This is a genomic window from Winogradskyella sp. R77965 (assembly GCF_044594915.1).
Classification (GTDB): domain Bacteria; phylum Bacteroidota; class Bacteroidia; order Flavobacteriales; family Flavobacteriaceae; genus Winogradskyella.
In genome coordinates this window covers 2,761,694-2,785,447 of the sequence record NZ_CP138990.1, presented here as the reverse complement: position 1 = coordinate 2,785,447, position 23,754 = coordinate 2,761,694, and the positions used below count along the sequence as shown (strand labels likewise).

Below are 23,754 nucleotides of genomic sequence, written 5' to 3'. Positions count from 1 at the left end.
ATATATTGAAAGTAGGTCGCTAATCAAAACTTATTTGATTTCACAACGTATAGAAACGACCGTACTTTGCATTAACCATCAAAATACAATTGACATTCCTAATTTGAATACTTAGTGTTCAAAAAAGATTTCAAAAAACCACGACATTCAATGTCTTCTTTGGTGGTGCTACTGTGACCGATTTACTTTCTAAAAAAAGATAGATTTATCTTACAATGGTTGTATATTTATTAACGCATTTTAAATCTTAAAGTTATGGCTGATTGGTTTTCTAATTTAGAGTTTTTGTCCAAAGTATATTGGCTAGTTGCTATTATTGGTTCAGTAATCTTTACTGTAGTTATGATTATGGCTTTTGCAGGAGGAGATGCCGATGATATTGGTGATGTGGATGGTGACTTTGACGGCGATGTTGGTGCTGGATTTCAATTTATCAGTTTTAAAAATCTAGTTGGTTTCTTTACCATTTTTGGTTGGAGTGGCATTGCGTGTATCGACGCTGGTTTGTCAAAACCATTAACTATAATCATCTCAGTGGTCTGTGGATTATTTATGATGTTGATTATGGCAACGCTATTCTACTTTATAAGTAAACTAGCTGATAGCGGAACTTTAAACTATAAAAATGCGTTAGATGCTGTCGGTGAAGTTTATCTAACTATTGGAGCCGATCGCTCTAAAATGGGAAAAGTAAGTGTAAACGTTCAAGGTACTATGAGAGAATTAGATGCACTTACAGATTCCTTAAACGAATTGAAATCTGGCACTATCATAAAAGTTGTCGATGTAACGTCTAATGGTATTCTCATCGTTGACCGAACACGAAAACCTATAGAATCATCTGACTCAGAAAACCTAGCGCTACAAACAGGTGAAAATCGTTTGATAGACAAAAATTAAATTCAATAAAACTAAATACTAACCCTTAAAAATTTACAATATGAAATTACTTACCATACAAGAAAATATAATGGAAGGTATCGGCGGACCGATGCTATTAATCTTTGTAGCCTTATTTATTATTTTAACATTAATTATTTTAATTAAGCGTTACAAACGTTGTCCTTCGGATCGTATTTTAGTCGTTTACGGTAAAGTTGGTGGTGGACAATCCGCTAAATGTATTCATGGTGGTGCCGCATTTATAATGCCAGTAATTCAAGATTATGAATTCTTGGATTTAACACCTATTTCAATTGAGGTTAATCTTGTAAACGCATTATCGAAACAAAATATTCGTGTTAATGTACCATCGCGTTTTACCATTGGTGTTTCTACAGAGCCTGGAATTATGCAGAATGCTGCAGAGCGTCTGCTAGGATTAGGGCAAAATGAAATTCAGGAGTTAGCTCAAGAAATTATTTTTGGTCAATTACGTTTAGTAGTTGCTTCCATGGATATTGAAGAAATTAATAATGATCGTGATAAGTTTTTAACTAATATTTCTGCAAGTGTAGAATCAGAATTAAAGAAAGTAGGACTCAAATTAATCAACGTAAACATTACAGATATTGTTGATGAGTCTGGCTATATTGAAGCTCTAGGTAAAGAAGCTGCTGCACACGCTATTAACGCTGCTCGTAAATCTGTTGCTGAGAAAACTAGAGATGGATCTATTGGTGAAGCTAACGCTGTACAAGATGAAAGAACACAAGTTGCTGCTGCAAATGCACAAGCTGTAGAGGGTGAAAACTCTGCTAAGATTTCGGTGGCAAATTCAGATTCGCTACGTCGTCAAAGAGAAGCTGAAGCTGAGCGTGTCGCTATTGCTGCAGAGAAAGTACAATCTGCAAAAGCCTTAGAAGAGTCTTACGCTGCTGAGCAACAAGCTGAAGCTGCTAGAGCTGAGCGTGAGCGTTCATCGCAAATGGCCGATGTAATCGTACCTGCTGAAATTGATAAACGTAAAGTAGAAATTGATGCTGAAGCTGAAGCTGAGCGTATTAGAAGACGTGCAAAAGGTGAAGCAGATGCAATCTTATTTAAAGCACAAGCTGAAGCAAAAGGATTATATGAAGTCTTAACAAAGCAAGCTGCTGGTTTAGATGAAATTGTAAAAGCGGCTGGTAATAATAGTAGAGATGCCGTATTATTACTCATCGCGGACAAATTACCTGAATTGGTAAAAACACAAGCTGATGCTATAAAGAATATTAAAATAGATAAAGTAACTGTTTGGGATAATGGCGGAAATGGCGAAGATGGAAAATCATCTACCGCAAACTTCCTTTCTGGAATGTACAAATCAGTACCACCATTACAAGAAATGTTTAACATGGCTGGTATGGATTTACCTGAGTATTTAAAAGGTAAAGACAAAAAAGAAATTGAAGCAGATGATGCTAAGATTGAACCAACTGATGAAAAATAATTCAGCATTATTTTGAATTCAATAATTTACAATAAACCAATACCAACACCTAGGCTTATTTATGGTGTTGGTCTTGTTGTAATAGGTATTATATCTTTACTATCTGGCAATAACCTTGGTTATATGTCTATTGCATTAAGTCTTTATTTTTTGAAAAAAGATGGTTTAGAAATTGATCCAGAAAATAAAAAATATCGTGAGATAATAAGCTTATTTGGTTTTTCATTTGGAAAATGGCAAGATTTACCAGACATAGAATATGTGTCGGTTTTTAAGACTTGTCAAACGACCAGAGTTTGGGTTTCTACAGCAAGCACAAATGTTACAAATACAACTGTAAAAATCAACTTGTTTTATAACACTAATCATAAAATTGAAGCCTATGAGACCCAAAATATCGATGAGGCCTTCAAAAAAGCAAAGGAGCTAGCTTCGATATTAAATATTGATATTTTAGATGCGACAGAACGTGAATCTAAATGGCTCTAACCCAAATTTCCTAAAATACAATAATCAACTTTTGGTAACGTTTTATTAACTTTGACTGACTAAACATTTGGATATTGCAGCTAAATCTTCAAGATATACCTCGTGTTAAAACTATCACGAAATCCGATTTCATAAATCACTACTTCAAGCCACAAAAGCCTGTCGTAATTGAGTGTGCCATTGAGGATTGGCCAGCCCATTCTAAATGGAGTTTAGACTATATAAAATCTATTGCAGGAGATATTACAGTACCACTTTATGATGATAGACCTGTAGATTACAACGATGGATTTAATGAAGCCCATGCTGAAATGAAAATGGGTGATTATATTGATTTACTTAAACGTGAACCTACAAAATACCGTATTTTCCTCTGGAATATTCTAAAAGAAATACCTCAACTTCAAAAAGATTTCAAATTTCCAGATTTTGGATTACGATTAATGAAAAGTTTACCCATGTTATTTTTTGGAGGAAGAGACTCACACACCTTTATGCATTATGATATTGATTTAGCCAATATTTTTCATTTTCATTTTGAAGGTAGGAAACAATGTATTCTATTCGACCAAAAACAGAGTAAATATTTATATAAAATACCTCATTCTTTAATCACTCGAGAAGATATTGATTTCTCAAATCCTGATTTTGATAAATGGCCAGCTTTAAAAAATGCGAAGGGTTGGATTTGCGATTTAAATCACGGAGAAGTACTCTACATGCCAGAAGGTTATTGGCACCATATGAAATACATCACTCCTGGCTTTTCTATGAGTTTAAGAGCTATTGCTAGAAATCCTAAAAACTTAAGTAAAGCCATTTATAATGTGTTTTTAATGCGTAATTATGATAATTTAATGCGACGCATAAAAGGACAAAAATGGATTGACTGGAAAAACGAAAAGGCCATTACTAATACACACAAGACTTTTTAGGAAAGTCGCTATGTTTTAAAAACTTATAATATATTTGCCAACTCAAATTTTAGATAAAAAATTATGAAAAATTTATTTTTAATTATTGCAATAGTATCTGTTTCATTTCTTAATGCACAAGCATTTGAAGGTAAAGGAGATCAAAAATTTCAAGTAGGTGTTAACATACAAGATGAAGCTACAGGTATCAACTTAAGTTATGATTATGGTTTAGGTGATAATATATCTATTGGTATATCCTCTTCGTATGCATTAGGTATTGATGAACTTTTAGATGCGGATTTTGGAGATCGTTTTGATTTAAAAGCAAGATTTAATGCCAATTTAGGTAACGTTCTAAACATAGATGAAAATTTTGATTTTTATCCTGGCTTAAGTTTAAGTACTAAGAATTTTGGTGGACATGTCGGTGCACGTTATTTCTTTTCAGAAGGATTTGGTATCTATTCCGAAGCTTCTTTTCCATTAGCAAAGTACAGCAATGATAAATTAGATATAGGCTATTACATACACAATCAATTTGCTGTGAATATTGGTGCCGTATTTAATTTGTAATTAATATTTACAACATATTAAAATGCCTTTTCATTTCTTTGAAAAGGCATTTTATTTTATATACTCATTGAGTTTTCCATAAACCAAGTGCGATTCCCAACCACGATAGAGCAAGTAATCCGCTACCTTTTTTTTCTTTTTGTATAGATTCTTTTCTTTGACTTGTGCAATTCGTTTTTTGGTGAGTTCATCTAATGTCTTATAATAATCGTCCAAGTCAATTTCCTTCAGTGCCGTATCAATACTATATTTAGATATCTCTCTGAATTTTAACTCACGTATCAATCGATTTTTGCCCCATTTTTTAATCCTGAATTTTCCTCTAACAAAAGTTTTAGCAAAACGTTCTTCATTAAGATAATTATGCTGAATAAGATGAACCATTATGGTATCGATCGCCTCAGGAATCATTCTCATATCTCTAAGTTTTGCTTTCACCTCTTTATGGCAACGCTCCTGGTAAGCACAATAGTTTTCTAACTTTTTTTGCGCTTCGTCAACTGTGTATATTTTACTAAAATCCATGATTTCAAAAATACGATAGAATACTACAATTGAGGTCATATTTTAGATTCCCTTAAAAGCAACACGACATTTTATCGATATTTATTGTCACCTGTAGGAAATTAAGTCATAAAAGATAATGATTTGTTAATAAAAACGTATCTTACAACCCCTTGATTTGCAAGGATTCAGTATATCTTTGCATTCAGATTAATAGCTAATTAGTCCCTTATGATTAAAAAATACTCCCTCATCTTAATGGCATTCCTATGCTTTGTTTTGTCTGGTTATGGGCAAGTTACTACAATAGATTTTGAAACAGCTGGTGATGGTTATACACCTTCAGCTACAAGTGGTGGAGGTGTTACTGATGTTTTTAACAGAGTTAACCCAAATATAGGTGGTAATAACAGTTATATGTGGGCAGTTGAAGATTTAACATTAAGTAATCCATCTATAGACCTAGATCAAATTAACGTCACAGGTGGAACAAGTTTCACGTTTTCTATTGATATGATTGCTCATCATTTTAATGATTGGGACGATATTGATGAATTAATAATAACTTACTCGTTAGATGGTGGTACATATCAAAATTTAATGTGGGTTCAGAACGCTGGTGCTCAATTTAATCAAGCAGCTTCTTTAGATACAAATTTTGATGGAGACGGTGATTGTGGAACAGGGGTTTTACCAGCGTTAACAACAGGAAATAGTGGTTGCAATGTAACTAATAATACTTTTGATACTTTTTCTACAGCTTCAATTGCACTATCTAGTATTTCAACCTTAGATATAAGACTTCAATTTAATGGTTTAGATGCAAATGATGAAGGTATCTATTTGGATAATATTATAATTGATGTCACAGGTGGTACTCCAACTCCAGAACTTCAATTAGTGGATAATACTGCAACCGATCAAAATTGTGGTTATATTATTGATTTTGGAAATATTGCTAGTGATGGTAGTACATCAGATCTAACATTTGATATTGAAAATGTAGGTTTTGCTGATTTAAACATTACTTCGTTTGGTATCACAGGCGATTATACTATTACTTCACCAGCTGCACCATTAACAATATCATCTGGCAACTCACAAACAATAACAGTAAGGTTTACGCCTTCTGCAAATGGCACAAGAGCAGGAGTCTTAACTATTAATAATAATGATAGTAACGAAGGCTCATGTATAGTCAACCTCACAGGCGTTGGGTTCACTCCAACACCTGAGATTGACATAGAACGTAATACAGGTGCTTCAATAGTTAATGGCGCTGCAGCAAGCACTGGTCGTAATACAATATTTGCAACTACTACAATAGGTAATTCAACAGCTCCTAAAACCTATCATGTAAGTAATGAGGGGACCGGAGATCTTAGTTTAATAAGCATTGTTTCTTCTAATCCTACAGAATTTCCTGTTAATTTAAATCCAGCTACTACTGCTATAAGTCCTGGGACAGAGGTAGATTTTGAAATTACTTTTTCTCCTACTGGTGTTGGTATGAGAACTGCAACTATTACTATAAGAAGTGATGATGCAGATGAAGATCCTTATACATTTAATGTTCAAGGAAATGGTGATTGCGCAGCTGGAACGCTTGTGTTTTTACCAGACAATGGACCTGTAGGTACCATAGTAAATGTAATCTCTAGTACTTCTGATTTTGGAGGTTCTACGACAGCTACAATAGGTGGTATTTCAGCTGTTGTAAACATTATTTCAAATTCTGAATTAGAAGTTACAATACCTGCAGGTGCAACAACGGGTAGTCTAGAGATTAATGATGATCTAGGTTGTTTAAGCTCTGAGCTCTTTACTGTAATTAATCAACTTATCTCTAGTTGTGAAGGGAGTACAGGTATTACTCCGACAGATCTTTTTATAAGTGAAGTTACTGATAAGGGAGTTGGTTCTCATTCTTACATTGAAATATATAACGGAACAGGCTCGACGGTAAATTTAAATAATTATGAAATCCGTGTGCACAATAATGGTGTAACTAACGCCACATCGACAATCCAACTAGATCCAGTAAATTTAGCCAACGACAATGTTTACGTTATAGGTATGGGAGGCACCAATGCCATGGATCCAGAAGGCGGATATATTGCCGACCAATTTAGTGGTATAGGCGGTGTTAATGAAGATGACAATATAAGATTGTATTTCGATGATGGTATAAATCCTGTGGTTTGGTTAGATTTATGGGGAGATACTTTAGGTAATCCTTTTACAATTTCATCTAACGATTATACCTACAGGAGAAAAAATTCTGGTATTACTGCACCAAGTACAACTTGGGACCCTAATGATTGGGATAGCTTTACTCCTGTTGATTATTCGGATATAGGAACTTTTGACTTTTCTTTAGGAGTTGCACCAACCGTTAGTGTACAACCAATTGCTCCTACATTTGCATGTGATTTTTCTGCAAGCTTAACAATTTCTGGTACTGAAGGTTATGATGGCACTTCGCCAGCAGATACCCAAGAACTAGCATACCAATGGTACTTTAATGCTCCTGGCAGTGCAACTTGGACCGAAATATTACCAACGAATACAAATTATTCTGGTCAACAGTCTGCAACTTTAAACATTATTGACACCTTCAATCTAGATGGATACCAATATTATTGTCAATTAAGAGAAAATGATGCTACTTGTTTTGAAGCTTCAAATGCAGTTATGCTTAACGTTTTGAAATCTGTTTGGGATGGTGGAACATCAACATGGTCCATACCTCCTACGATTGGCAGATACGCTGTAATAGATGGTAATTATGACACTGCTGCAGGTGGAACACAAATAAGTTTTAGTGCTTGTGGTTTGGTGGTAAACCCTGGTTTTGGTTTAACCATTCAAAATGGTGATTTTATTGAAATTGAAAATGATATTGTGGCTAACGGAGATATAATAGTTTTTCCTCAAGGTTCTGTTGTACAGAACAATGACCTAGCAACCGTAACTGGTTCTGGCACAATGACTGTACAGAAACTAACATCAATGCTTAATACACCTTTTGATTATACGTATTGGAGTTCACCAGTTGCAAATGAAACAGTTGAAAACGTTTTTTCTACTGTCCTTCCAACGAGACGTTTTGTTTTTAATGCCGCAAATTTTGAGGATTTTCTTATGGAAATTAATAATACAGGCACTTTTACAGGAGGACAAGATGATATCGATGACAATGGTGATGACTGGCAAATTGCTTCTGGCTCTATGATACCTGGTGTTGGTTATGCCGCTACACCTAGTACTGTTGGACCAGCATTTCCTGTTCAACAACAAGTTCCTTTTGTTGGTCCTTTTAATAACGGTGTAATCACACCTACAATTATAAATAATAGTGGTGGCGCATACAGTGACTGGAACTTTATTGGTAACCCTTATCCAAGCGCAATTAATACCGCAACGTTTTTTACCGTAAATTCTGGCATTACAGATGCTATTTATTTATGGAGTCATGCGACTCCAGAAGATGCTAATGCTTCTGGTAATGAAGGCTATAATTTTTCTGGATCTGACTATGCCATCATATCGGCTAGTGGTGTAAATCTTCCAGGTGGCGATGGTGTTACTCCAAATGATTTTGTGCCTTCAGGACAAGGCTTTTTTATTGAAGCACAAAGTGGTGGCACAATTACGTTTAACAACTCCATGCGTGAAACTGGTAATAACGACCAATTCTTTCGAGACACCAATCCAAGCAATAGACAGGTACTTTGGTTAAAATTACATTCAGATAATGGCGTCGCTAATTATATAGCTGTTGCTCATATTGATGGTGCAACTGATGCTAATGATGGCTCATTCTATGATGTGAAACGTAATGCTTCGACTCAAAATTTTGCTAAAATTTATTCTGTAATCAACGGTAGTGATACAGAATACGCTATTCAAGGAAAAAGTCCTTCCAGCTTAGATTTAGACGAAATTATAAAACTTGGGTTTAGCACATATATAGAATCTGCAACCATTTATACTATTTCTATACATGACTTTGAAGGTGATTTTTATTCTGATAACATTATTTACTTAAGAGACAACCTATTAAATATAACTCATAATCTTAACGATTCAGATTACAGTTTTACTTCTGACGCAGGTGTCTTCAATGACCGTTTCGAAATTGTATTTACACCATCATCGCTTTCTATAAATGATAATGTTGTAGATGCAAATGATTTAATAATTTCAGAATTATCAAATGGTGAAGTGCAATTTAAAGTTGGTAAAAAACATCAAATATCTAATGTGGTAATTCTTGATATCTTAGGAAGAGAGATTTATAATTTACAAGGTAGCAACTCAACTGAAGTCTATAATTTATCACAATTGAGTAATGCTGCTTACATAGCGAAAGTCACTTTATCTAATGGACAAGTAATTAGTAAGAAAGCTGTAAAACAACGTTAAGACATACTACCAATACAAAAAACTTAAAGTCTCATTGAATGGGACTTTTTTTATAGTGTATATTTTAATGCTACAATTAAATTCCTACCTGCAGCAGAAATTCCTGAAGAATAAGGTCTGTAACGCTGATCTGTAATATTTTCTATACTTGCGGTAATGCTTAAATTATCATTCCACTGGTATTGTGCCCTAAGGTTTAAGGTATGCCATGATGGTGCGTAGGGATTACCTTCAGCATCTAATGCGTATAAATAATCTTTAGAGATTTCAGATAGTGATAATTGATTGAACGAAAGTTCATTATTATACACTAAAAAAGCATCGACTAAAAGCTTTTTGTTTTTCCAAATTAAATGAGTTCTTCCAAAATTTGGAGCCACATGTCTTACAGGTTCTTCTACTCCATTATTGTCTTCCGTACCACCAATGACATTGTATTGAGAGCGTAGCTTTAGTTGCTCAGTAAAATTAACTTCTACTCCTGCTTCAAACCCATAAATCCAAGCTTTTGATGCATTTTGTATTGCCTGAACATTACTCAATTCGCCATCATAAACTATTTCTGTTTCACCATTTAATTCGTAATCTCTTCGAATTAAAGCATTGTCTAAAAAAGTGTAATACGTTGCTAAATCTATTATGACCTTGTTTTCAAAATTCAACTTTAAGCCTAGTTCGCCGCTATACGCATATTCTGCTTTTAAATCTTTGTTTGGTACAACCACAGAACCAGGTTCACTATCAAACACTTTACCAATATCATCTATATTTGGTGCTCTAAATGCCGTAGACGTGTTAAGTTTCCATTGAATCATATTGCTAGGTGACCATGTAAAACCAGCTGTACCAGTTAATGCACCTGTATTTACCTCAGCATTATCAAAAGGAAGGTTTAAAAACGCATTGTTCTCGGTGAAATCTGCTTTTGCAATTACTTGATTAAAACGAAGTCCTGATTGAAATACAAACTTAGAATTAGGTTTATATTTTAAGCTGGCATAGGCCGCCATTGATTGCCAAGTTGACCTATCTGGATAACGTGTAACATTTAGAACAGTTTCGTTAGTTTCAATATTTTCTTCAAACCCTTCGGAACCTACTATATTATGTAAATATTCTATACCATAAAAAAAACTTGTTTTGGTATTTAGTCGCTTTTCTAAATCAACATTCAAAGAAATGGCGTCTACAGATTCTTCTCTCAACTCCCGTAAAGGAGATTGAAAATCTCTATCACTTCTACTCTCTTTAAAATTCTGATAAGCTAATGTCGTCTTGATCTTATCATAAAGGTTAGAATTACTACTTAATTTGGTTAACTGAAAATTACCCATAAACCATTCTTGTGGTCCGTAATTCCATTCTGCTGATCGCAGACTATCACCATTGTATCTTATTAATCTATCGTATCTCGGATAATCTGAGGTTGTAGAATAGTATAAGCCTAAATCAAAATTAAGATTGTCTGATGGCTCATATCTCACCTTTTGCATTAGATTTATTTGATCATATCCTGTTGGTATTTGTACCAAAGGATTAGAATTGGCAATTATAACATCTTCGCCATTTTCTCTCACTGCATATTCTGGTCTTAGGTACTCTCTAGGCCCATTACTACCCATTCTTAAATCATCGAAATCCGTATAACTAGCACTTGTAAGGAAAGCCCATTTTTTATATCCAAGATTTATATCAAAATGCCCTGTTTTTTCTTTGTTAGCAGTTGCATACCTTACCAATGCATTTCCTTTTAGAAAAATCTTATCCTTATACGATAGCTGTGGTTTTTTGGTGTAAAAACTCATCACACCTCCTATAGCATCACTTCCATAAACTACAGAACCAGCGCCTAAAGTGACTTCTGTATTTTGAATGGCAAAAGGATCTATGGATATAACGTTTTGTAAGTTGCCTCCTCTAAAAATGGCATTATTCATACGGACTCCATCTACCGAAAGTAAAAGTCGATTAGTAGAAAATCCTCTAATCATAGGACTTCCACCTCCTAATTGACTTTTTTGAATATAAATATTACCCGTGTTCTCTAATAAATCTGCACTAGTTTGCGGATTAGCTAAGGCTATATCTGAAGCACTTAAACTTACAATGGTTTGAGGAATATCGCGTTTACTTTGCTCAAATTTAGATGCAGAAATGACAATTTGCTTTAGATCTTCGACTTTTGGAATTAAATAAATAATATTATTCTTTTCAGAAATATCAAATTTTCTTAGTTGTAGTTTTTCATATAACAAGTTTTGGAAATAAATTATTTCTCTTGGATTGAAATCATCTATCTTGGCTTGTCCATTTATATCTGTAACTACATATTTGGTTTTCTTTAAATTATAAATTGCAACACCAGGAATTGGCTCATTACTTCCTTCTTCTAAAACAGTAATATTTTGAGAAAAAGTGGCCTGTTGAAAAAGAAATAAAAAAATTACAAAGATGATACTATACTTCACTTTTATGCTAATCGTCATTAAATCGTTTCTTAAAAGTTGGCTTAATGAAATACGTCATTAAGTACCTGTAAAGATTTAGGCTTTTTAAAGCTGCCCAAATGTAATTCAAAATAATACAATAACATATTTAAAAACTCTTGTCTCTGTTTTGCATTTATTTTTATAGTATCTAATGCATCAAATTTTGTGCCCAATAAGCGTTTTAGTAATGTTAAATTATCACCAGAAATTGAATATATACCTTGATCTGAAGCTTCAAAAATTCCAGATTGTAAATTAAAATAAGGGTAGTTTTCGTCTATATTTTCCGGTTGGAACCCTAAATAACGGGTCAGCTTTAATAGAAATAACAAATGAAAGTTGGAAAAATTATCTTCGTTATCTAGATACTGAAGTGCAGTTTCAATATAGTCGAATAACCCTTCATTCTTCTCTTCCTCTTTGAGTACATTAGAGAGTATTTCTGATAAAAATATTACAATAGCACTTTTATAAATATTGTTGTGGAGGCTTTTGTAGATATAATTAAATTTTACTTCTCTTATAAAATGAAGTGATTGACTGGGCTTATAATTTTCTTCGATTTGCAGCTGTGATAAGGCTTGAAAATAAACAGTTTTGGATAAACCCTTTTTAGATTTTAAAACACCTTTTAGCATGTAACTCACTACACCTCTTTGCTGAGTGTAGCACTTTACAATGAGGTCATAATCTCTATACTTTAGTTTTGAAAGAACAATGCTATTGTTTTTTGTAAGCATCTTTTATCTAACTATTAAAACCTTTATGACTTTAGTTTCAAAAGAATCTAAATCAGAAATCATGATTAGATACACACCTGTTCTAACTACAGAATTGGCAAGATTTTTACCATTCCAAACGGCTGTTCCGCCATCAATTGCAAAATTATAGTTGCTATTAGAAGAGCGCAGGTTGATATTTGATTGTGCTTCCGCAACCAAATTACCTTCAATGTCGGTAATCTTAATATTTACACGATCTGTTAATCCACTGACCTTAATACCTTTATTAATATCATTTAAATCATTAAAACCAAGTATATTATATTCTGGTCGTACAGGATTAGGATAAGCAAAAGCATTTTCTAGAGTTTCTTCGGGTTTTGATCCTCCAGCTTTAAATGATAATAATCCTCTACTAGTTGCTATATAAACAATACCATTATCTGCATCTACAGCAATATCGTTAACACTATTAGAGGGTAATGGTGAGTTATCTTTTGTAAAATGATAAATTGTATTTTGTCCATCCGATGAAAAGTAAAATGCACCAGAATCTGCCGTGGCAACCCATTTATTATTAGATCCATCTACTTCGATATCTAAAATAGATTGATTTTCTAACAATTCTTTAGGGATACCATTTTCTAAAATTATAATTTGATTTAAGCTTGGGTTAGGATCGTCATAAAATCCTGTAGTATTAAATAATACTCTCAATCCTTTTGTAGTGCCAATCCAAAGTTGATTTCTATTGTCTAAGGCTAGAGCAGTAAATCTCATAAACGGAAGCACATTTTGTGTTTCAGAATTAATATTACGTATCGGGTTGGCTTCATTTTCATTATAAGCCATTAATCCAAATTCATAAGAGCCTATCCATTTAGTACCGTTATCACCAATCTCTATTTCAAAAAAAGCGAGATTGTCTAATAAAGGATTTTCTATAAGGCTAGAAAAACTATACCCTTGCCAACTTCCAGAGCTGGGATTGTACGATTTTAATGCTTCGTCAACTCTACTGGTTATAGACCAGAGTAGACCATTATTATCGAATTCTGTATCAGTAACTCTAATACTCTTAAAATCTGGTGAACCTGGCAAAATTAAAGACTCTAAGCCACTATTATTCTCATTATATAAAATAGTAGGTTCAAAATCGTTGACTTCTAAAATGCCATCATTAACAGCACTAATAAATACCTGATCTGGATTAAATGGGTTAATTGAAATCTCAGATAGATTTCTTGCTCCCAAAACACTATCAAATGGAATGTTTTTCCACTCGTCTTCTTTAAAATAACTGATTCCTCTACTTCTAAATGGAGAAGGATTAACAGAAGGGGAATAATCACCAAAGGTTGTCCATACCGTTTCAGAATCTGAGTTTAGTCTAAATACTTCATTAAAAAGAGGACCATTGGGCTTAATATCTAAAAAAATACTATTATCTGAAATCTGGCTTCTTAATACTCCAAAATTTTCTGTGCCTATATATAAAAATTCATCTAACTGAGCAGCAGAAGTAAAATTAGTGACTAGGTCAGCTGTTGGTTGAAAACTATTTACTAATTGTATGTTCTCATCATAAACATATACTGTATTAGTAGTTGAGAAAATTAAACTAGAATCTGTAACCTCAGCATCTAGAGGGAGCAATGGTAAGCTAAATAGTGTGTTGATTGAAGCGCCACTTATTTCATATAATACTCTATTAGAACTTACTGAATATATAGCATCATTTATGGTACTCATTGTGTAATAGTCTCCGGTAACAATAGTTTGCCATTGCTGAAAATCTATTAAATTAGTATTGTTTACATCTGCTTTTTTTATACCGTTGTTGTCCAAACACGCTACATAAATTTCATTATTTAATATAGAAACTTGTTTTACGGTTATTTGAGTTCCACCATTTCCTAGAAAATAAGTGTCTCCAAATTCTAGCCCTTCTAAATTATATATAGAAATTCCATAATCTGTAGAAATATAAATAAGTCCTTCTTTTTCATAAAAATGATTAATACGCTTATTTGCTGGTGTAATATTCTGTTTCTCAAGAATATCAACAACAGTTAATACAGATTCGTCAGTTTCTGAGTATACTTCGATTAGACCTGTTTCATAACCAATGAGTAAATATTGGTATATATCACTATAATAAATCGCAGTAATTTGCTCACCAGAAAGACCTTCTACGGTAGTAATTGTATTTGTTTCTGCTGTTAATACATCATATTCAAAAATTGCATTTTGAGCAGCTGCATATATTTTATTTTCACCACTTACGACGTCAACAATATTATTATAAGAATAATGTCCTGTCCATAATGAAGCAGCTTCTTGACCATAACAAAAAGCTGAAAATCCAAAAACCAGTAAAAATATGTTATAAACAGTCTTAACCATTAAAAAAAGTTTGCTCAAAGATATTAATAGTAACGATAATAATGCGAGATTCATATGTTAAGTCACAAAAAAAGCTTTCAGTAATTTCCTGAAAGCTTTGAATTATTTAAAAATTGATATTCTATATTATACCTTGCGCTAACATGGCATCTGCAACTTTTACAAAGCCCGCAATATTAGCCCCTTTAATATAATCTATTGAACCATCATCATTTTTACCATACTCCACGCAAGAATCATGAATGTCTTCCATGATATCCTTTAGTCTATCATCAACTTCTTTTCTAGACCAGCTTAATCGTAATGAATTTTGACTCATCTCTAAACCAGAAGTAGCTACACCACCTGCATTAGAAGCTTTTCCTGGTGCAAATAAGATTTTTGATTTTTGAAATTCGTGAATAGCTTCTGGTGTTGAAGGCATATTAGCACCTTCAGAAACACACATACATCCATTTTCTATTAGCTGCTTAGCTTCATCACCATTTAATTCATTTTGAGTAGCACAAGGAAGAGCAATATCACATTTTACTGACCAAGGTCTTTCTCCTTTTACAAATTTTGCATTTGGATATTTTTCTGTGTATTCACTAATTCTTCCTCTCTTTTCGTTTTTAATGTACATCACATGCTCCAACTTCTCTGTATTGATACCTTCTTCATCTACAATATATCCTCCGGAATCTGACAGAGTTAAAACGGTCGCTCCTAATTCTATTGCTTTTTCAGCAGCATATTGTGCCACGTTACCAGAACCAGAAATCGTAACACGCTTTCCTTCAAAAGAATCGTTCTTTCTTTTTAACATGTTATCCGCAAAATAAACCGTTCCATATCCTGTTGCCTCTGGTCGTATTAAAGAACCTCCCCAAGACGCTCCTTTACCAGTTAAAACTCCAGTAAAAGTATTATTCAATTTTTTATACATTCCGAACATAAACCCAATTTCTCTTGCACCAACTCCAATATCTCCGGCCGGTACATCTGTATTATGACCAATGTGTCTGTACAATTCTGTCATAAACGCATGGCAAAAACGCATGATTTCATTATCCGATTTTCCTTTTGGATCAAAATCAGAACCACCTTTACCTCCACCCATTGGAAGCGTTGTTAATGAATTTTTAAACACCTGTTCAAAAGCCAAGAACTTCAAAATACTTGCATTTACAGTAGGATGGAATCTTAAACCGCCTTTATATGGCCCAATCGCAGAATTCATCTGTATTCTATAACCTCTGTTAACTTGTATCTCACCATCATCATCTACCCAACTCACTCTGAAAGAAATAAGTCTTTCGGGTTCTACCATTCTAAGCAGAATATTTTTTCCATTATATATATCGTGTTTAGCTATATAAGGAATTACTGTTTCCGCTACTTCTTGAACGGCTTGTAAAAATTCTGGTTCATGACCATTTCGTTCCTTTACAAGATCTAAAAAAGCTTCAATTTTGTCTTTCATATATGTAATTGTTAAGAAATTGTGATTAATTGGGTGCAAAGATACATTATCTATAAAAATAACCGTTTATAATTTTTATATTCTCAATAATTATTTTACTAGTTGCTAATTGTTGAATTTTTAATAAAATAATAATTTGTGCATTTTATCCGTTTTATTTGGTAGTTCGTCGAGTTTTTATATATTTGCTCGGTAAAAGACCCCAATTTAAAACTAAATGATAGTAAACATAAAAAAACTAATTATTGCTTTTGCATTGCTGTTATCAGTGCAAATAAGTTATTCTCAACTAGGTTTTTCTCATGAGATAGGTGTAATTGCTGGACCTATAGCATACCAATCTGATTTTGGTGTTCGCTATGATTTTGAAACCAATTCTGGAAATACTGGTTTTGGAGTTGGTATAATACACTATATTAACTTTGCTTATCGTGCAGATTGCAACTGTTATACAACAGACAAGTACTTCAATGATCATTTTAAACTAAGAAGTGAAATTTCTTGGAATAGAACAACACTAAATCATTTTGGAGAATGGGTAAGTCCTGATTATACTTCAGAAAATGCAGATCGTCTAAGAGGTCATAGTGGTGAAGCCGAAAATTGGGATGTTGGTATGCAACTAGAATATTTCCCTAGAAGTATAAGAGCCTTTGCTGCTGGTTCATATTCCTTCGCTCCTTTTGTTAGTTTGGGTGCTCATTATGTATCCTATAATCCGAGTGTATACACTGATTATGTAAATCCTTCAAGTCCTGGTGATGTTGGAAATATTGAAATTCCATCGAATTTTTACACACGTTGGGAGCCTGGTTCTATAAGTGATACGAGTGGTACTACGTGGTCTATAGTAAGCAGTATTGGGACAAGATACAAACTTTCCATACTTTCAGATTTAATGGTAGATTTAAGGTTTCAGTACTTTTTCAGTGACTTTACTGATGGTCTAGATCATCAACTAGAATCAAATAAGGCAAACGACTGGTTAGTTTGGCTAAACTTTGGTTACATCTATTATCTAGACTAAGATTTTAAATAAAACTTATAAAAAAGACCAAATTATATGATTTGGTCTTTTTTATTATTCAAGGTTTAAATTAGCCTATAGCTTGTTTTAAATCAGCAATTAAATCATCTTCATCTTCAATACCAACACTCAATCTAATTAACGAATCTACAACTCCGGTCTTTTCACGTTCTTTTTTAGGAATACTAGCATGCGTCATACTTGCTGGATGACCTGCTAAAGATTCTACTCCACCTAAGGATTCTGCCAAAGTGAATACTCTGAGGTTTTCAACTATTCTGATAGCATCTTCATAATTATTTCCCTTAGTGGTAAAAGAGACCATTCCACCAAAATCGTTCATTTGAGATTTTGCGATTTCATAGTTCGGATGATTTTTAAATCCGGGCCAATACACATTTTCAATTTTTGGATGACTCGCCAAATATTCCGCTACAGCCTTTCCATTTTCACAATGGCGTTGCATACGAATATGTAATGTTTTTATTCCTCTGAGCGCCAAAAATGAATCTTGTGGTCCGCAAACAGCACCACTTGCATTTTGGATAAAAAATAAACGATCCGCTAATTCTTTATCTTTTACCACTAAAGCTCCCATCACTAAGTCACTATGACCACCAAGATATTTAGTTACCGAATGCATTACAATATCAGCTCCCAAATCTAATGGTTGTTGTAAATAGGGAGTAGCAAACGTGTTATCTACCGCTAACAAAATTTTGTGCCTTTTAGCAATTTTAGAAGTCTCCACAATATCAATAATATTCATCATCGGATTAGTTGGAGTCTCTACCCAAATCAATTTTGTATCAGGAGTTATGAATTCTTCAATATTAGTAGCATTTCTCATACCAACAAAATGAAATTTTATTCCAAACCGTTCATATATCTTAGTAAATAAACGGTAAGTCCCTCCATATAAATCATTAGTAGATACGACCTCATCACCTGGTTCTAATAACTTTAAAACCGCATCAATAGCAGCTAAACCAGAACCAAAAGCTAAACCATATTTACCATTTTCTATGCTTGCCAAAGCATTTTCTAAAGCATTTCTAGTCGGATTATGTGTTCTAGAGTATTCGTAGCCTTTATGACCTCCTGGAGTGGATTGTGCATAGGTTGATGTCTGATAAATTGGTGGCATTACAGAACCATAAGCAGGATCTTGCTTTTGCCCTCCATGTATTGTTTTTGTATTGAATTTCATAATTGAATTATAATAAAAAGCCTTCTTCACTGAACAACAAATTTAATCGATAATTCGTTCTCTTCAATTCTATATGATACCTTTATTGAATGTTTAACAGAACCTCATCTACTTTGAAACAACTATGGCCCTTTCTGATTTTTCTAATCATTTTAAATTCATGTACTTCAGAATCTAAACCGGTAACGTTTGAAACCGTTTCTGTTGAAGAATCTTTTGAAGCTGAAATTACTGCTATTTATAATAAAGCTTCCGGAAATAGCGACCTTAGTAATACCATTAACAACACTATTGAAAAAGCATTAATTAGTACTGTAAGTACTCCTGAAAACAATAAGGTTCTAAAGGAAGTTTTAAGCGACTTTAATTCAGATTACGTTAGCTTTAAAAAAGATTTTCCAGAAGAATCCGAGCCTGTTTGGGAACTTCATATCGAAACTGAAAAAACTTTTCAATCTGAAGAAGTGATTACTTTAGCGATTAGTACTTACGAATTTAAGGGTGGTGCGCATGGCAATGACAAGATCATATTCCTCAATTTAGATGCTAAATCTGGTGAAGATCTGAATCAAAATGATATTATCGAAAACCAAGGAGAATTTAAAAAATTAGCTCAGCAGCATTTTATAAAAGCTCTAGAAACTGAAGATGAAAATCTAAAAATGGAAGACTTCTTTTTTGGTAAACCCTTTCAATTACCAGAAAATATTGGTTATAGCGAAGATGGTTTAGTCTTGCTCTATAATGTCTATGAGATAGCTTCTTTCGAGCAAGGTTATACTGAATTTGTTATTCCTTTTGAAGATGTTCAGTCCTATTTAAAAGTCAACTAAACCTTTTTTCTTTGTCAGTCTTTTTATGATTGGCCCAACGGTTAATCCTTGGCCAACAATAGACACCACAACAACGGCATAAGTAATTACTAAAAACAACTCTCTATGCATTTCGTTGGTTAGACTAAGTGCTAAGGCAATTGAAATTCCACCTCGCAAACCTCCCCAAGTCATTATTAAATTTGTTTTGGGTACAAAATCTAATCGTTTAGAAAAGAATTTAATGGGTAGCCATAAAGATATATAACGACATATGAGGATTATTGGAATAGCCAATAAACCGGCATAAATGTATTGCCCTTCTAAAGTTAAAACTAACATTTCCATACCTATCATTACAAACAGAATGGTGTTTAGTAAAACATCAATAAGCTCCCAAAATTTATCTACATAAGCTTCGGTAGTTTCAGACATTGCAGAATCTCTAACTGTATCATTTCCAACAATAAGACCGGCAGTAACCATGGCTAAAGGAGCAGAAAGATGAAATTCATGGGCCAACATGGTACCACCCATTACAGTAGCTAAAGTTAAAATAACTTCAATTTCGTAATTATCAATAGATTTCATTAGGCGATAAGTAATCCAACCTAGAAAAAGGCCCAACACAATGCCACCGATGACTTCTTGACCAAATAAAGTAGCAATGTCCGAAAACGCAATGGCGGCTTCTGGTTTTGCTGCTATTGCGAAAATGGTTAAAAATACAACGACACCAACTCCATCATTAAATAAGGATTCTCCCACTATTTTAGTTTCCAATTTTTTTGGAGCTCCTGCTTTTTTTAATATTCCCAATACGGCGATAGGATCTGTAGGAGAAATTAAAGCACCAAATAATAGGCAGTAGATAAAATCAACGCCTAATCCCATCCATTGTAAAACATAAAACATAACAATACCTACTAAAAAAGTAGAGGTTAAAACACCTAAAGTCGCAAAAGCCAAAATGGGACCTCTTTGAATTTTTAATTGATTAAAATTGGTATGTAAAGCACCTGCAAAAAGTAAAAAGCTAAGCATTATGTCTAAAAGAACCGTTTCAAAATCAATCATTCCTATAAATTCTCGTTCTCTAATAAGTAAGGTATCATCGAACTGTGCAATACCAACTATTACAACGGTAAAAACAATGGTAATTAACATTAAGCCAATAGTAATAGGCAGTTTTAAAAACCGAACATTGATATAGCCAAATGCAGCAGATAAAACGATAAGAATAGTAGCAATTGAATAGTAATCCATGTAACAAGTGTTTTCTTTTTGCTAAAATAAACTATTTCTGTTGTAATAACGTATACTATAAATATCTGTATATCAATATATTATTCATTTTTAAACGACTACAAACATTTACAAACGAATTTAAACAGGTAACAACCGAATAATATTTACAAGTCATCACATCTTTGCAATGTCGAAACATAAGAACTCGATAGTATTAACTGTTTAACATTAAAAATTTAAAGACATGAACACATTAAGAAACAAAGTACAGTTGATTGGTAACTTAGGAAATGATCCAGAAATCATCAATTTAGAATCAGGAAAAACCTTGGCAAAATTTTCAATTGCAACAAATGAAAGTTATAAAAATGCACAAGGCGAAAAAGTAACAGATACACAATGGCACAATATTGTAGCTTGGGGCAAAACAGCTCAGATTGTAGAGAAATATGTTGCTAAAGGAAAGGAAGTCGCAATTGAAGGGAAATTAACAACACGTTCTTGGGAGGATAAAGATGGTATGAAACGCTATATAACAGAAGTTGTTTGTAGTGACCTTTTAATGCTTGGGAAATAACAAAAAAAGTGAGATAGTAAATTCTTTTACTATCTCATTTTTATTTATTGAAATATTTTCACCAACTTTTCGAATGGCTTTATTTATAAGAATATAATACGAGAACATACTTATTAATAAAGAGGTGTGTATCTCATTACAATTTAGTTTTTATAATCTTTGTTTGAATAACTTCGTTATTAATTACCGTTTGCTTAAAAAAATTGAATACTTTATCTAAATCACTGAATGGAATAGTCGCTATCTCATGTTGAGCTCCCTTAACAATGTTAAAATAGAAGGATGTTTCAAGTTCAGATAATTTTTGAGTAATAATATTAGACCCATCTAAAATAATATATCCATCTTTAGTTGACTCACAATAGTGATGTGGAGCATTATCAAATGGCACTAATTGGTCTTCAGTACCATGAAAAAGTACTGAAGGTACAGCATTGTCTTCTGTAATATAACTTGCATCAACTAATGCACCAGCACAAGAAAATATACCAGCAAAAGAGACATCATTATAATCTTTGGTATTGTCAACAAAATATTCTCGCATGTAAACTGCATTTAAAATACCCTCCGCGCCTGCACTGCTTCCTCCTGCTACAATTTTTGTGGTATCAATCTGAAGTTTATCAGCATGCTCCACTAAATATTTTGCTGCATCTAAATAATCAATCACAGCTTGTTTAAAGGTTTCTAATTTTTCATCTTTTGTACAATCGCAACCAAAACCTGTTTCTGTATTTTGTCTTAGTAAACGATAATCAATAGAAACACCTATGTAATTTTGCTCTTTTGCCACATATTGCACTAATTTTTTATCATCTTGATATGCTCTATGGCTTCCTGAAAATCCTCCACCATGCATCCAAAGTAACACAGGAAGTGTATCTGTTTTTTTAATGTTTTCTGGCGTGAACACATCTAGTTTTAAGGTGTCATTCCTCTTTATGGCATAAGTGTATGTCTCCATCTGTTGAGCAGAAAGCCCAAAAGTGAAAAGTGAGATGAGTATTGCTATTATATTTCTCATTTAATCTAAAATTAATTTGTAATGATAAGTTTAACTCAAGCAAAATGATTAAAAACTCTTAAGATGAAACAATATATTTTCCATAGTTGTTCAAAATACTTAGCAAAAAAGCAACCTAATTGGTTGCTCTTTTTATATTTTAAAATATTGTATATCTAGTTTTTAATTACCTTCTTAACAATGCTAGTACCAGTGGTTTCATTTGTAACCTTCAAAAAATAAATTGCATCTTCTAGCTGATCTAAATTAGCAATAAAAATGGTACCGTTTTCAATTGTTTTTTTATTTTCAAAAATAAGACGGCCGTTAATGTCAAATAAACCTATTTCGTAATCATTGTTAAAACCATTAGAAAGATTTATCGAGATTGATGATCTAAAAGGATTTGGACTTATTGAAACATTAGAAACTGTAATATCTTCAACCGATAATGCGCCTGAACAAATAGACCATCCCATATCTTGAAACAACCCTAAAGTTATTGGACCAGGATTATGATTAGCTGAACCTGCACCGACTTGATGTCTCATTAATGAATTAATATTCTCTATTGGAAAAGACGGTGTATTCCAGTGATAAATACTCGATCCTCCATTAAAAGTAGCTGGAGCATAAATTTGTGGTAATGTACCACCTTGACCAAATTGTGTAACCGACGTTGGCGCATTAATATACAGGTCATTACTTACAAGTTCTGTACCTAATGCCGCAGAAGGGTCAGGGAAACTTAAAATTGCTGAGCCAGAACCATTTTCAGTGAATGTATCATAAATAGCTGGAATATTATTATTTGTTTCTCTTACAGCACCTATATCATCAGGGAAACTTTCTGTTAGATCTGCAAAGCCTGTGAAACCAAGCCCATGTCCAAGTTCATGCAACACAACAGTAACAAAATCAATTTGGTCAGAAGGAGGATTGGCGTCCGTACCATAATACCAATTTGTATCACTACTGAAATTTGCATTAATGTCATTAGTACCACCAAATTGACCTCTATCTGCGCCTTCGAGTTTTTCCCATAATGCAGCTGGATAAAAGATATTGGGTTGTGAACCCGATGCCGATGAAGTTAAAAAAGTTGCAGGTCCTGCACTACCCAAAACACCTGGGTCAAGAGATGAAAAGGTGGCATTTACATTAATTGGCACCGGTGAATCTATTGAATTTGCCCAGATATCTACCGCGAATTGAAAAGCTGCCTGTGCTTCTGGTGTAAATCCGGTATAATTTACTACGAATGTTGCACAAGGGGTTGCACCTGCTTTCATCTTAGCTTCAGTTTCAAGAGCTCTTGGAACAGACACAAGCCCTTCAAATTCACCCACAGGTAGAACACAACCAGGTTCAGTCGGCGTATATTTTTGCGGTACAAAAGTGGTTTCTTGTGCACTTAAAAAAAGTGATAAAACCAAAAATAGACACACAACTAAGTTTTTAAAATTGAAGGTAATTTTTCTCATAGTTTAATATTTTTTGATCATAAAAATAA

The 23,754-nt window shown here is 33.4% G+C and carries 18 protein-coding genes; 9 read left to right on the top strand and 9 right to left on the bottom strand.

Annotation, left to right across the window (positions count from 1 at the left end; all coding sequences use genetic code 11):
- Nucleotides 1–255: 255 nt before the first annotated feature.
- The 5 genes from SJY34_RS12480 (at nucleotide 256) to SJY34_RS12460 (ending at nucleotide 4,350) form a co-directional block, all read left to right on the top strand.
- Entirely contained in the window at nucleotides 256–900 is a 645-nt protein-coding gene (locus SJY34_RS12480; protein ID WP_400076121.1) for a hypothetical protein, read from the top strand.
- A 40-nt stretch (nucleotides 901–940) separates the two neighbouring features.
- Entirely contained in the window at nucleotides 941–2,371 is a 1,431-nt protein-coding gene (locus SJY34_RS12475) for a flotillin family protein (protein WP_400076119.1), read from the top strand.
- 12 nt (nucleotides 2,372–2,383) lie between these two features.
- The gene (locus tag SJY34_RS12470) at nucleotides 2,384–2,860 is read left to right on the top strand and encodes a hypothetical protein (protein ID WP_400076117.1); all 477 of its coding nucleotides are present in this window, start codon (nucleotides 2,384–2,386) and stop codon (nucleotides 2,858–2,860) included.
- A gap of 74 nt (nucleotides 2,861–2,934) precedes the next feature.
- The gene (locus tag SJY34_RS12465; protein ID WP_400076115.1) at nucleotides 2,935–3,795 is read left to right on the top strand and encodes a cupin-like domain-containing protein; all 861 of its coding nucleotides are present in this window, start codon (nucleotides 2,935–2,937) and stop codon (nucleotides 3,793–3,795) included.
- 63 nt (nucleotides 3,796–3,858) lie between these two features.
- Nucleotides 3,859–4,350 (top strand): DUF6646 family protein, encoded by a 492-nt coding sequence (locus SJY34_RS12460; RefSeq protein WP_400076113.1) that lies wholly within the window; start codon nucleotides 3,859–3,861, stop codon nucleotides 4,348–4,350.
- Between the two features lie 51 nt (nucleotides 4,351–4,401).
- Here the strand turns inward: SJY34_RS12460 and SJY34_RS12455 are convergent, their stop codons facing one another.
- Complete coding sequence (locus tag SJY34_RS12455) at nucleotides 4,402–4,875, bottom strand: regulatory protein RecX (RefSeq protein ID WP_400081382.1); 474 nt, start codon at nucleotides 4,873–4,875, stop codon at nucleotides 4,402–4,404.
- A gap of 210 nt (nucleotides 4,876–5,085) precedes the next feature.
- Between SJY34_RS12455 and SJY34_RS12450 the strand changes: the two genes are divergently transcribed.
- Nucleotides 5,086–9,282 (top strand): choice-of-anchor D domain-containing protein, encoded by a 4,197-nt coding sequence (locus tag SJY34_RS12450; RefSeq protein WP_400076112.1) that lies wholly within the window; start codon nucleotides 5,086–5,088, stop codon nucleotides 9,280–9,282.
- A 50-nt stretch (nucleotides 9,283–9,332) separates the two neighbouring features.
- Here the strand turns inward: SJY34_RS12450 and SJY34_RS12445 are convergent, their stop codons facing one another.
- From SJY34_RS12445 to gdhA, 4 genes are all read right to left on the bottom strand, one after another.
- Nucleotides 9,333–11,768, bottom strand: a complete 2,436-nt coding sequence (locus tag SJY34_RS12445) for a TonB-dependent receptor domain-containing protein (protein WP_400076110.1) — start codon at nucleotides 11,766–11,768, stop codon at nucleotides 9,333–9,335.
- A gap of 23 nt (nucleotides 11,769–11,791) precedes the next feature.
- Nucleotides 11,792–12,511, bottom strand: coding sequence for a DNA repair protein RecO (gene recO / locus SJY34_RS12440; RefSeq protein WP_400076108.1), 720 nt, complete (start codon nucleotides 12,509–12,511; stop codon nucleotides 11,792–11,794).
- Nucleotides 12,512–12,514: 3 nt separating this feature from the next.
- On the bottom strand, nucleotides 12,515–14,899 hold the full coding sequence (locus tag SJY34_RS12435) for an ABC transporter substrate-binding protein (RefSeq protein WP_400076106.1): 2,385 nt from the start codon (nucleotides 14,897–14,899) through the stop codon (nucleotides 12,515–12,517).
- Between the two features lie 121 nt (nucleotides 14,900–15,020).
- On the bottom strand, nucleotides 15,021–16,364 hold the full coding sequence (gdhA, locus tag SJY34_RS12430; RefSeq protein ID WP_400076104.1) for an NADP-specific glutamate dehydrogenase: 1,344 nt from the start codon (nucleotides 16,362–16,364) through the stop codon (nucleotides 15,021–15,023).
- 217 nt (nucleotides 16,365–16,581) lie between these two features.
- Between gdhA and SJY34_RS12425 the strand changes: the two genes are divergently transcribed.
- Complete coding sequence (locus SJY34_RS12425) at nucleotides 16,582–17,391, top strand: THC0290_0291 family protein (protein ID WP_400076102.1); 810 nt, start codon at nucleotides 16,582–16,584, stop codon at nucleotides 17,389–17,391.
- A 70-nt stretch (nucleotides 17,392–17,461) separates the two neighbouring features.
- Here SJY34_RS12425 and SJY34_RS12420 read toward each other — a convergent pair whose 3' ends face one another.
- A complete protein-coding gene (locus SJY34_RS12420; RefSeq protein ID WP_400076100.1) occupies nucleotides 17,462–18,601 on the bottom strand; it encodes a cystathionine gamma-synthase in 1,140 nt (379 codons plus the stop codon).
- Between the two features lie 113 nt (nucleotides 18,602–18,714).
- Here SJY34_RS12420 and SJY34_RS12415 point away from each other — a divergent pair, with 113 nt between their 5' ends.
- Nucleotides 18,715–19,434 (top strand): DUF3298 domain-containing protein, encoded by a 720-nt coding sequence (locus SJY34_RS12415; protein WP_400076098.1) that lies wholly within the window; start codon nucleotides 18,715–18,717, stop codon nucleotides 19,432–19,434.
- Here the strand turns inward: SJY34_RS12415 and SJY34_RS12410 are convergent.
- Nucleotides 19,420–20,679 carry a cation:proton antiporter gene (locus SJY34_RS12410; protein WP_400076096.1) on the bottom strand — a complete coding sequence of 420 codons (1,260 nt, stop codon included), beginning with the start codon at nucleotides 20,677–20,679 and terminating at the stop codon, nucleotides 19,420–19,422. The two genes, SJY34_RS12415 and SJY34_RS12410, sit on opposite strands and share 15 nt — an antisense overlap.
- Nucleotides 20,680–20,905: 226 nt before the next feature.
- Here SJY34_RS12410 and SJY34_RS12405 point away from each other — a divergent pair, with 226 nt between their 5' ends.
- Nucleotides 20,906–21,238 (top strand): single-stranded DNA-binding protein, encoded by a 333-nt coding sequence (locus tag SJY34_RS12405; RefSeq protein WP_400076095.1) that lies wholly within the window; start codon nucleotides 20,906–20,908, stop codon nucleotides 21,236–21,238.
- Nucleotides 21,239–21,374: 136 nt separating this feature from the next.
- Here the strand turns inward: SJY34_RS12405 and SJY34_RS12400 are convergent, their stop codons facing one another.
- Nucleotides 21,375–22,262 carry an alpha/beta hydrolase gene (locus tag SJY34_RS12400; protein WP_400076093.1) on the bottom strand — a complete coding sequence of 296 codons (888 nt, stop codon included), beginning with the start codon at nucleotides 22,260–22,262 and terminating at the stop codon, nucleotides 21,375–21,377.
- A gap of 155 nt (nucleotides 22,263–22,417) precedes the next feature.
- Complete coding sequence (locus tag SJY34_RS12395) at nucleotides 22,418–23,725, bottom strand: T9SS type A sorting domain-containing protein (RefSeq protein WP_400076091.1); 1,308 nt, start codon at nucleotides 23,723–23,725, stop codon at nucleotides 22,418–22,420.
- Nucleotides 23,726–23,754: the final 29 nt, after the last annotated feature.

Excerpts from the sequence above, each read along its gene's own strand:
- SJY34_RS12480 (WP_400076121.1), top strand. The coding sequence starts at position 256 with ATGGCTGATTGGTTTTCTAATTTAGAGTTTTTGTCCAAAGTATATTGG.
- SJY34_RS12475 (WP_400076119.1), top strand. The coding sequence starts at position 941 with ATGAAATTACTTACCATACAAGAAAATATAATGGAAGGTATCGGCGGA.
- SJY34_RS12460 (WP_400076113.1), top strand. The coding sequence starts at position 3,859 with ATGAAAAATTTATTTTTAATTATTGCAATAGTATCTGTTTCATTTCTT.
- SJY34_RS12455 (WP_400081382.1), bottom strand. The coding sequence starts at position 4,875 with ATGGATTTTAGTAAAATATACACAGTTGACGAAGCGCAAAAAAAGTTA.
- SJY34_RS12450 (WP_400076112.1), top strand. The coding sequence starts at position 5,086 with ATGATTAAAAAATACTCCCTCATCTTAATGGCATTCCTATGCTTTGTT.
- SJY34_RS12445 (WP_400076110.1), bottom strand. The coding sequence starts at position 11,768 with ATGACGATTAGCATAAAAGTGAAGTATAGTATCATCTTTGTAATTTTT.
- recO (WP_400076108.1), bottom strand. The coding sequence starts at position 12,511 with ATGCTTACAAAAAACAATAGCATTGTTCTTTCAAAACTAAAGTATAGA.
- SJY34_RS12435 (WP_400076106.1), bottom strand. The coding sequence starts at position 14,899 with ATGGTTAAGACTGTTTATAACATATTTTTACTGGTTTTTGGATTTTCA.
- gdhA (WP_400076104.1), bottom strand. The coding sequence starts at position 16,364 with ATGAAAGACAAAATTGAAGCTTTTTTAGATCTTGTAAAGGAACGAAAT.
- SJY34_RS12425 (WP_400076102.1), top strand. The coding sequence starts at position 16,582 with ATGATAGTAAACATAAAAAAACTAATTATTGCTTTTGCATTGCTGTTA.
- SJY34_RS12420 (WP_400076100.1), bottom strand. The coding sequence starts at position 18,601 with ATGAAATTCAATACAAAAACAATACATGGAGGGCAAAAGCAAGATCCT.
- SJY34_RS12410 (WP_400076096.1), bottom strand. The coding sequence starts at position 20,679 with ATGGATTACTATTCAATTGCTACTATTCTTATCGTTTTATCTGCTGCA.
- SJY34_RS12405 (WP_400076095.1), top strand. The coding sequence starts at position 20,906 with ATGAACACATTAAGAAACAAAGTACAGTTGATTGGTAACTTAGGAAAT.
- SJY34_RS12400 (WP_400076093.1), bottom strand. The coding sequence starts at position 22,262 with ATGAGAAATATAATAGCAATACTCATCTCACTTTTCACTTTTGGGCTT.
- SJY34_RS12395 (WP_400076091.1), bottom strand. The coding sequence starts at position 23,725 with ATGAGAAAAATTACCTTCAATTTTAAAAACTTAGTTGTGTGTCTATTT.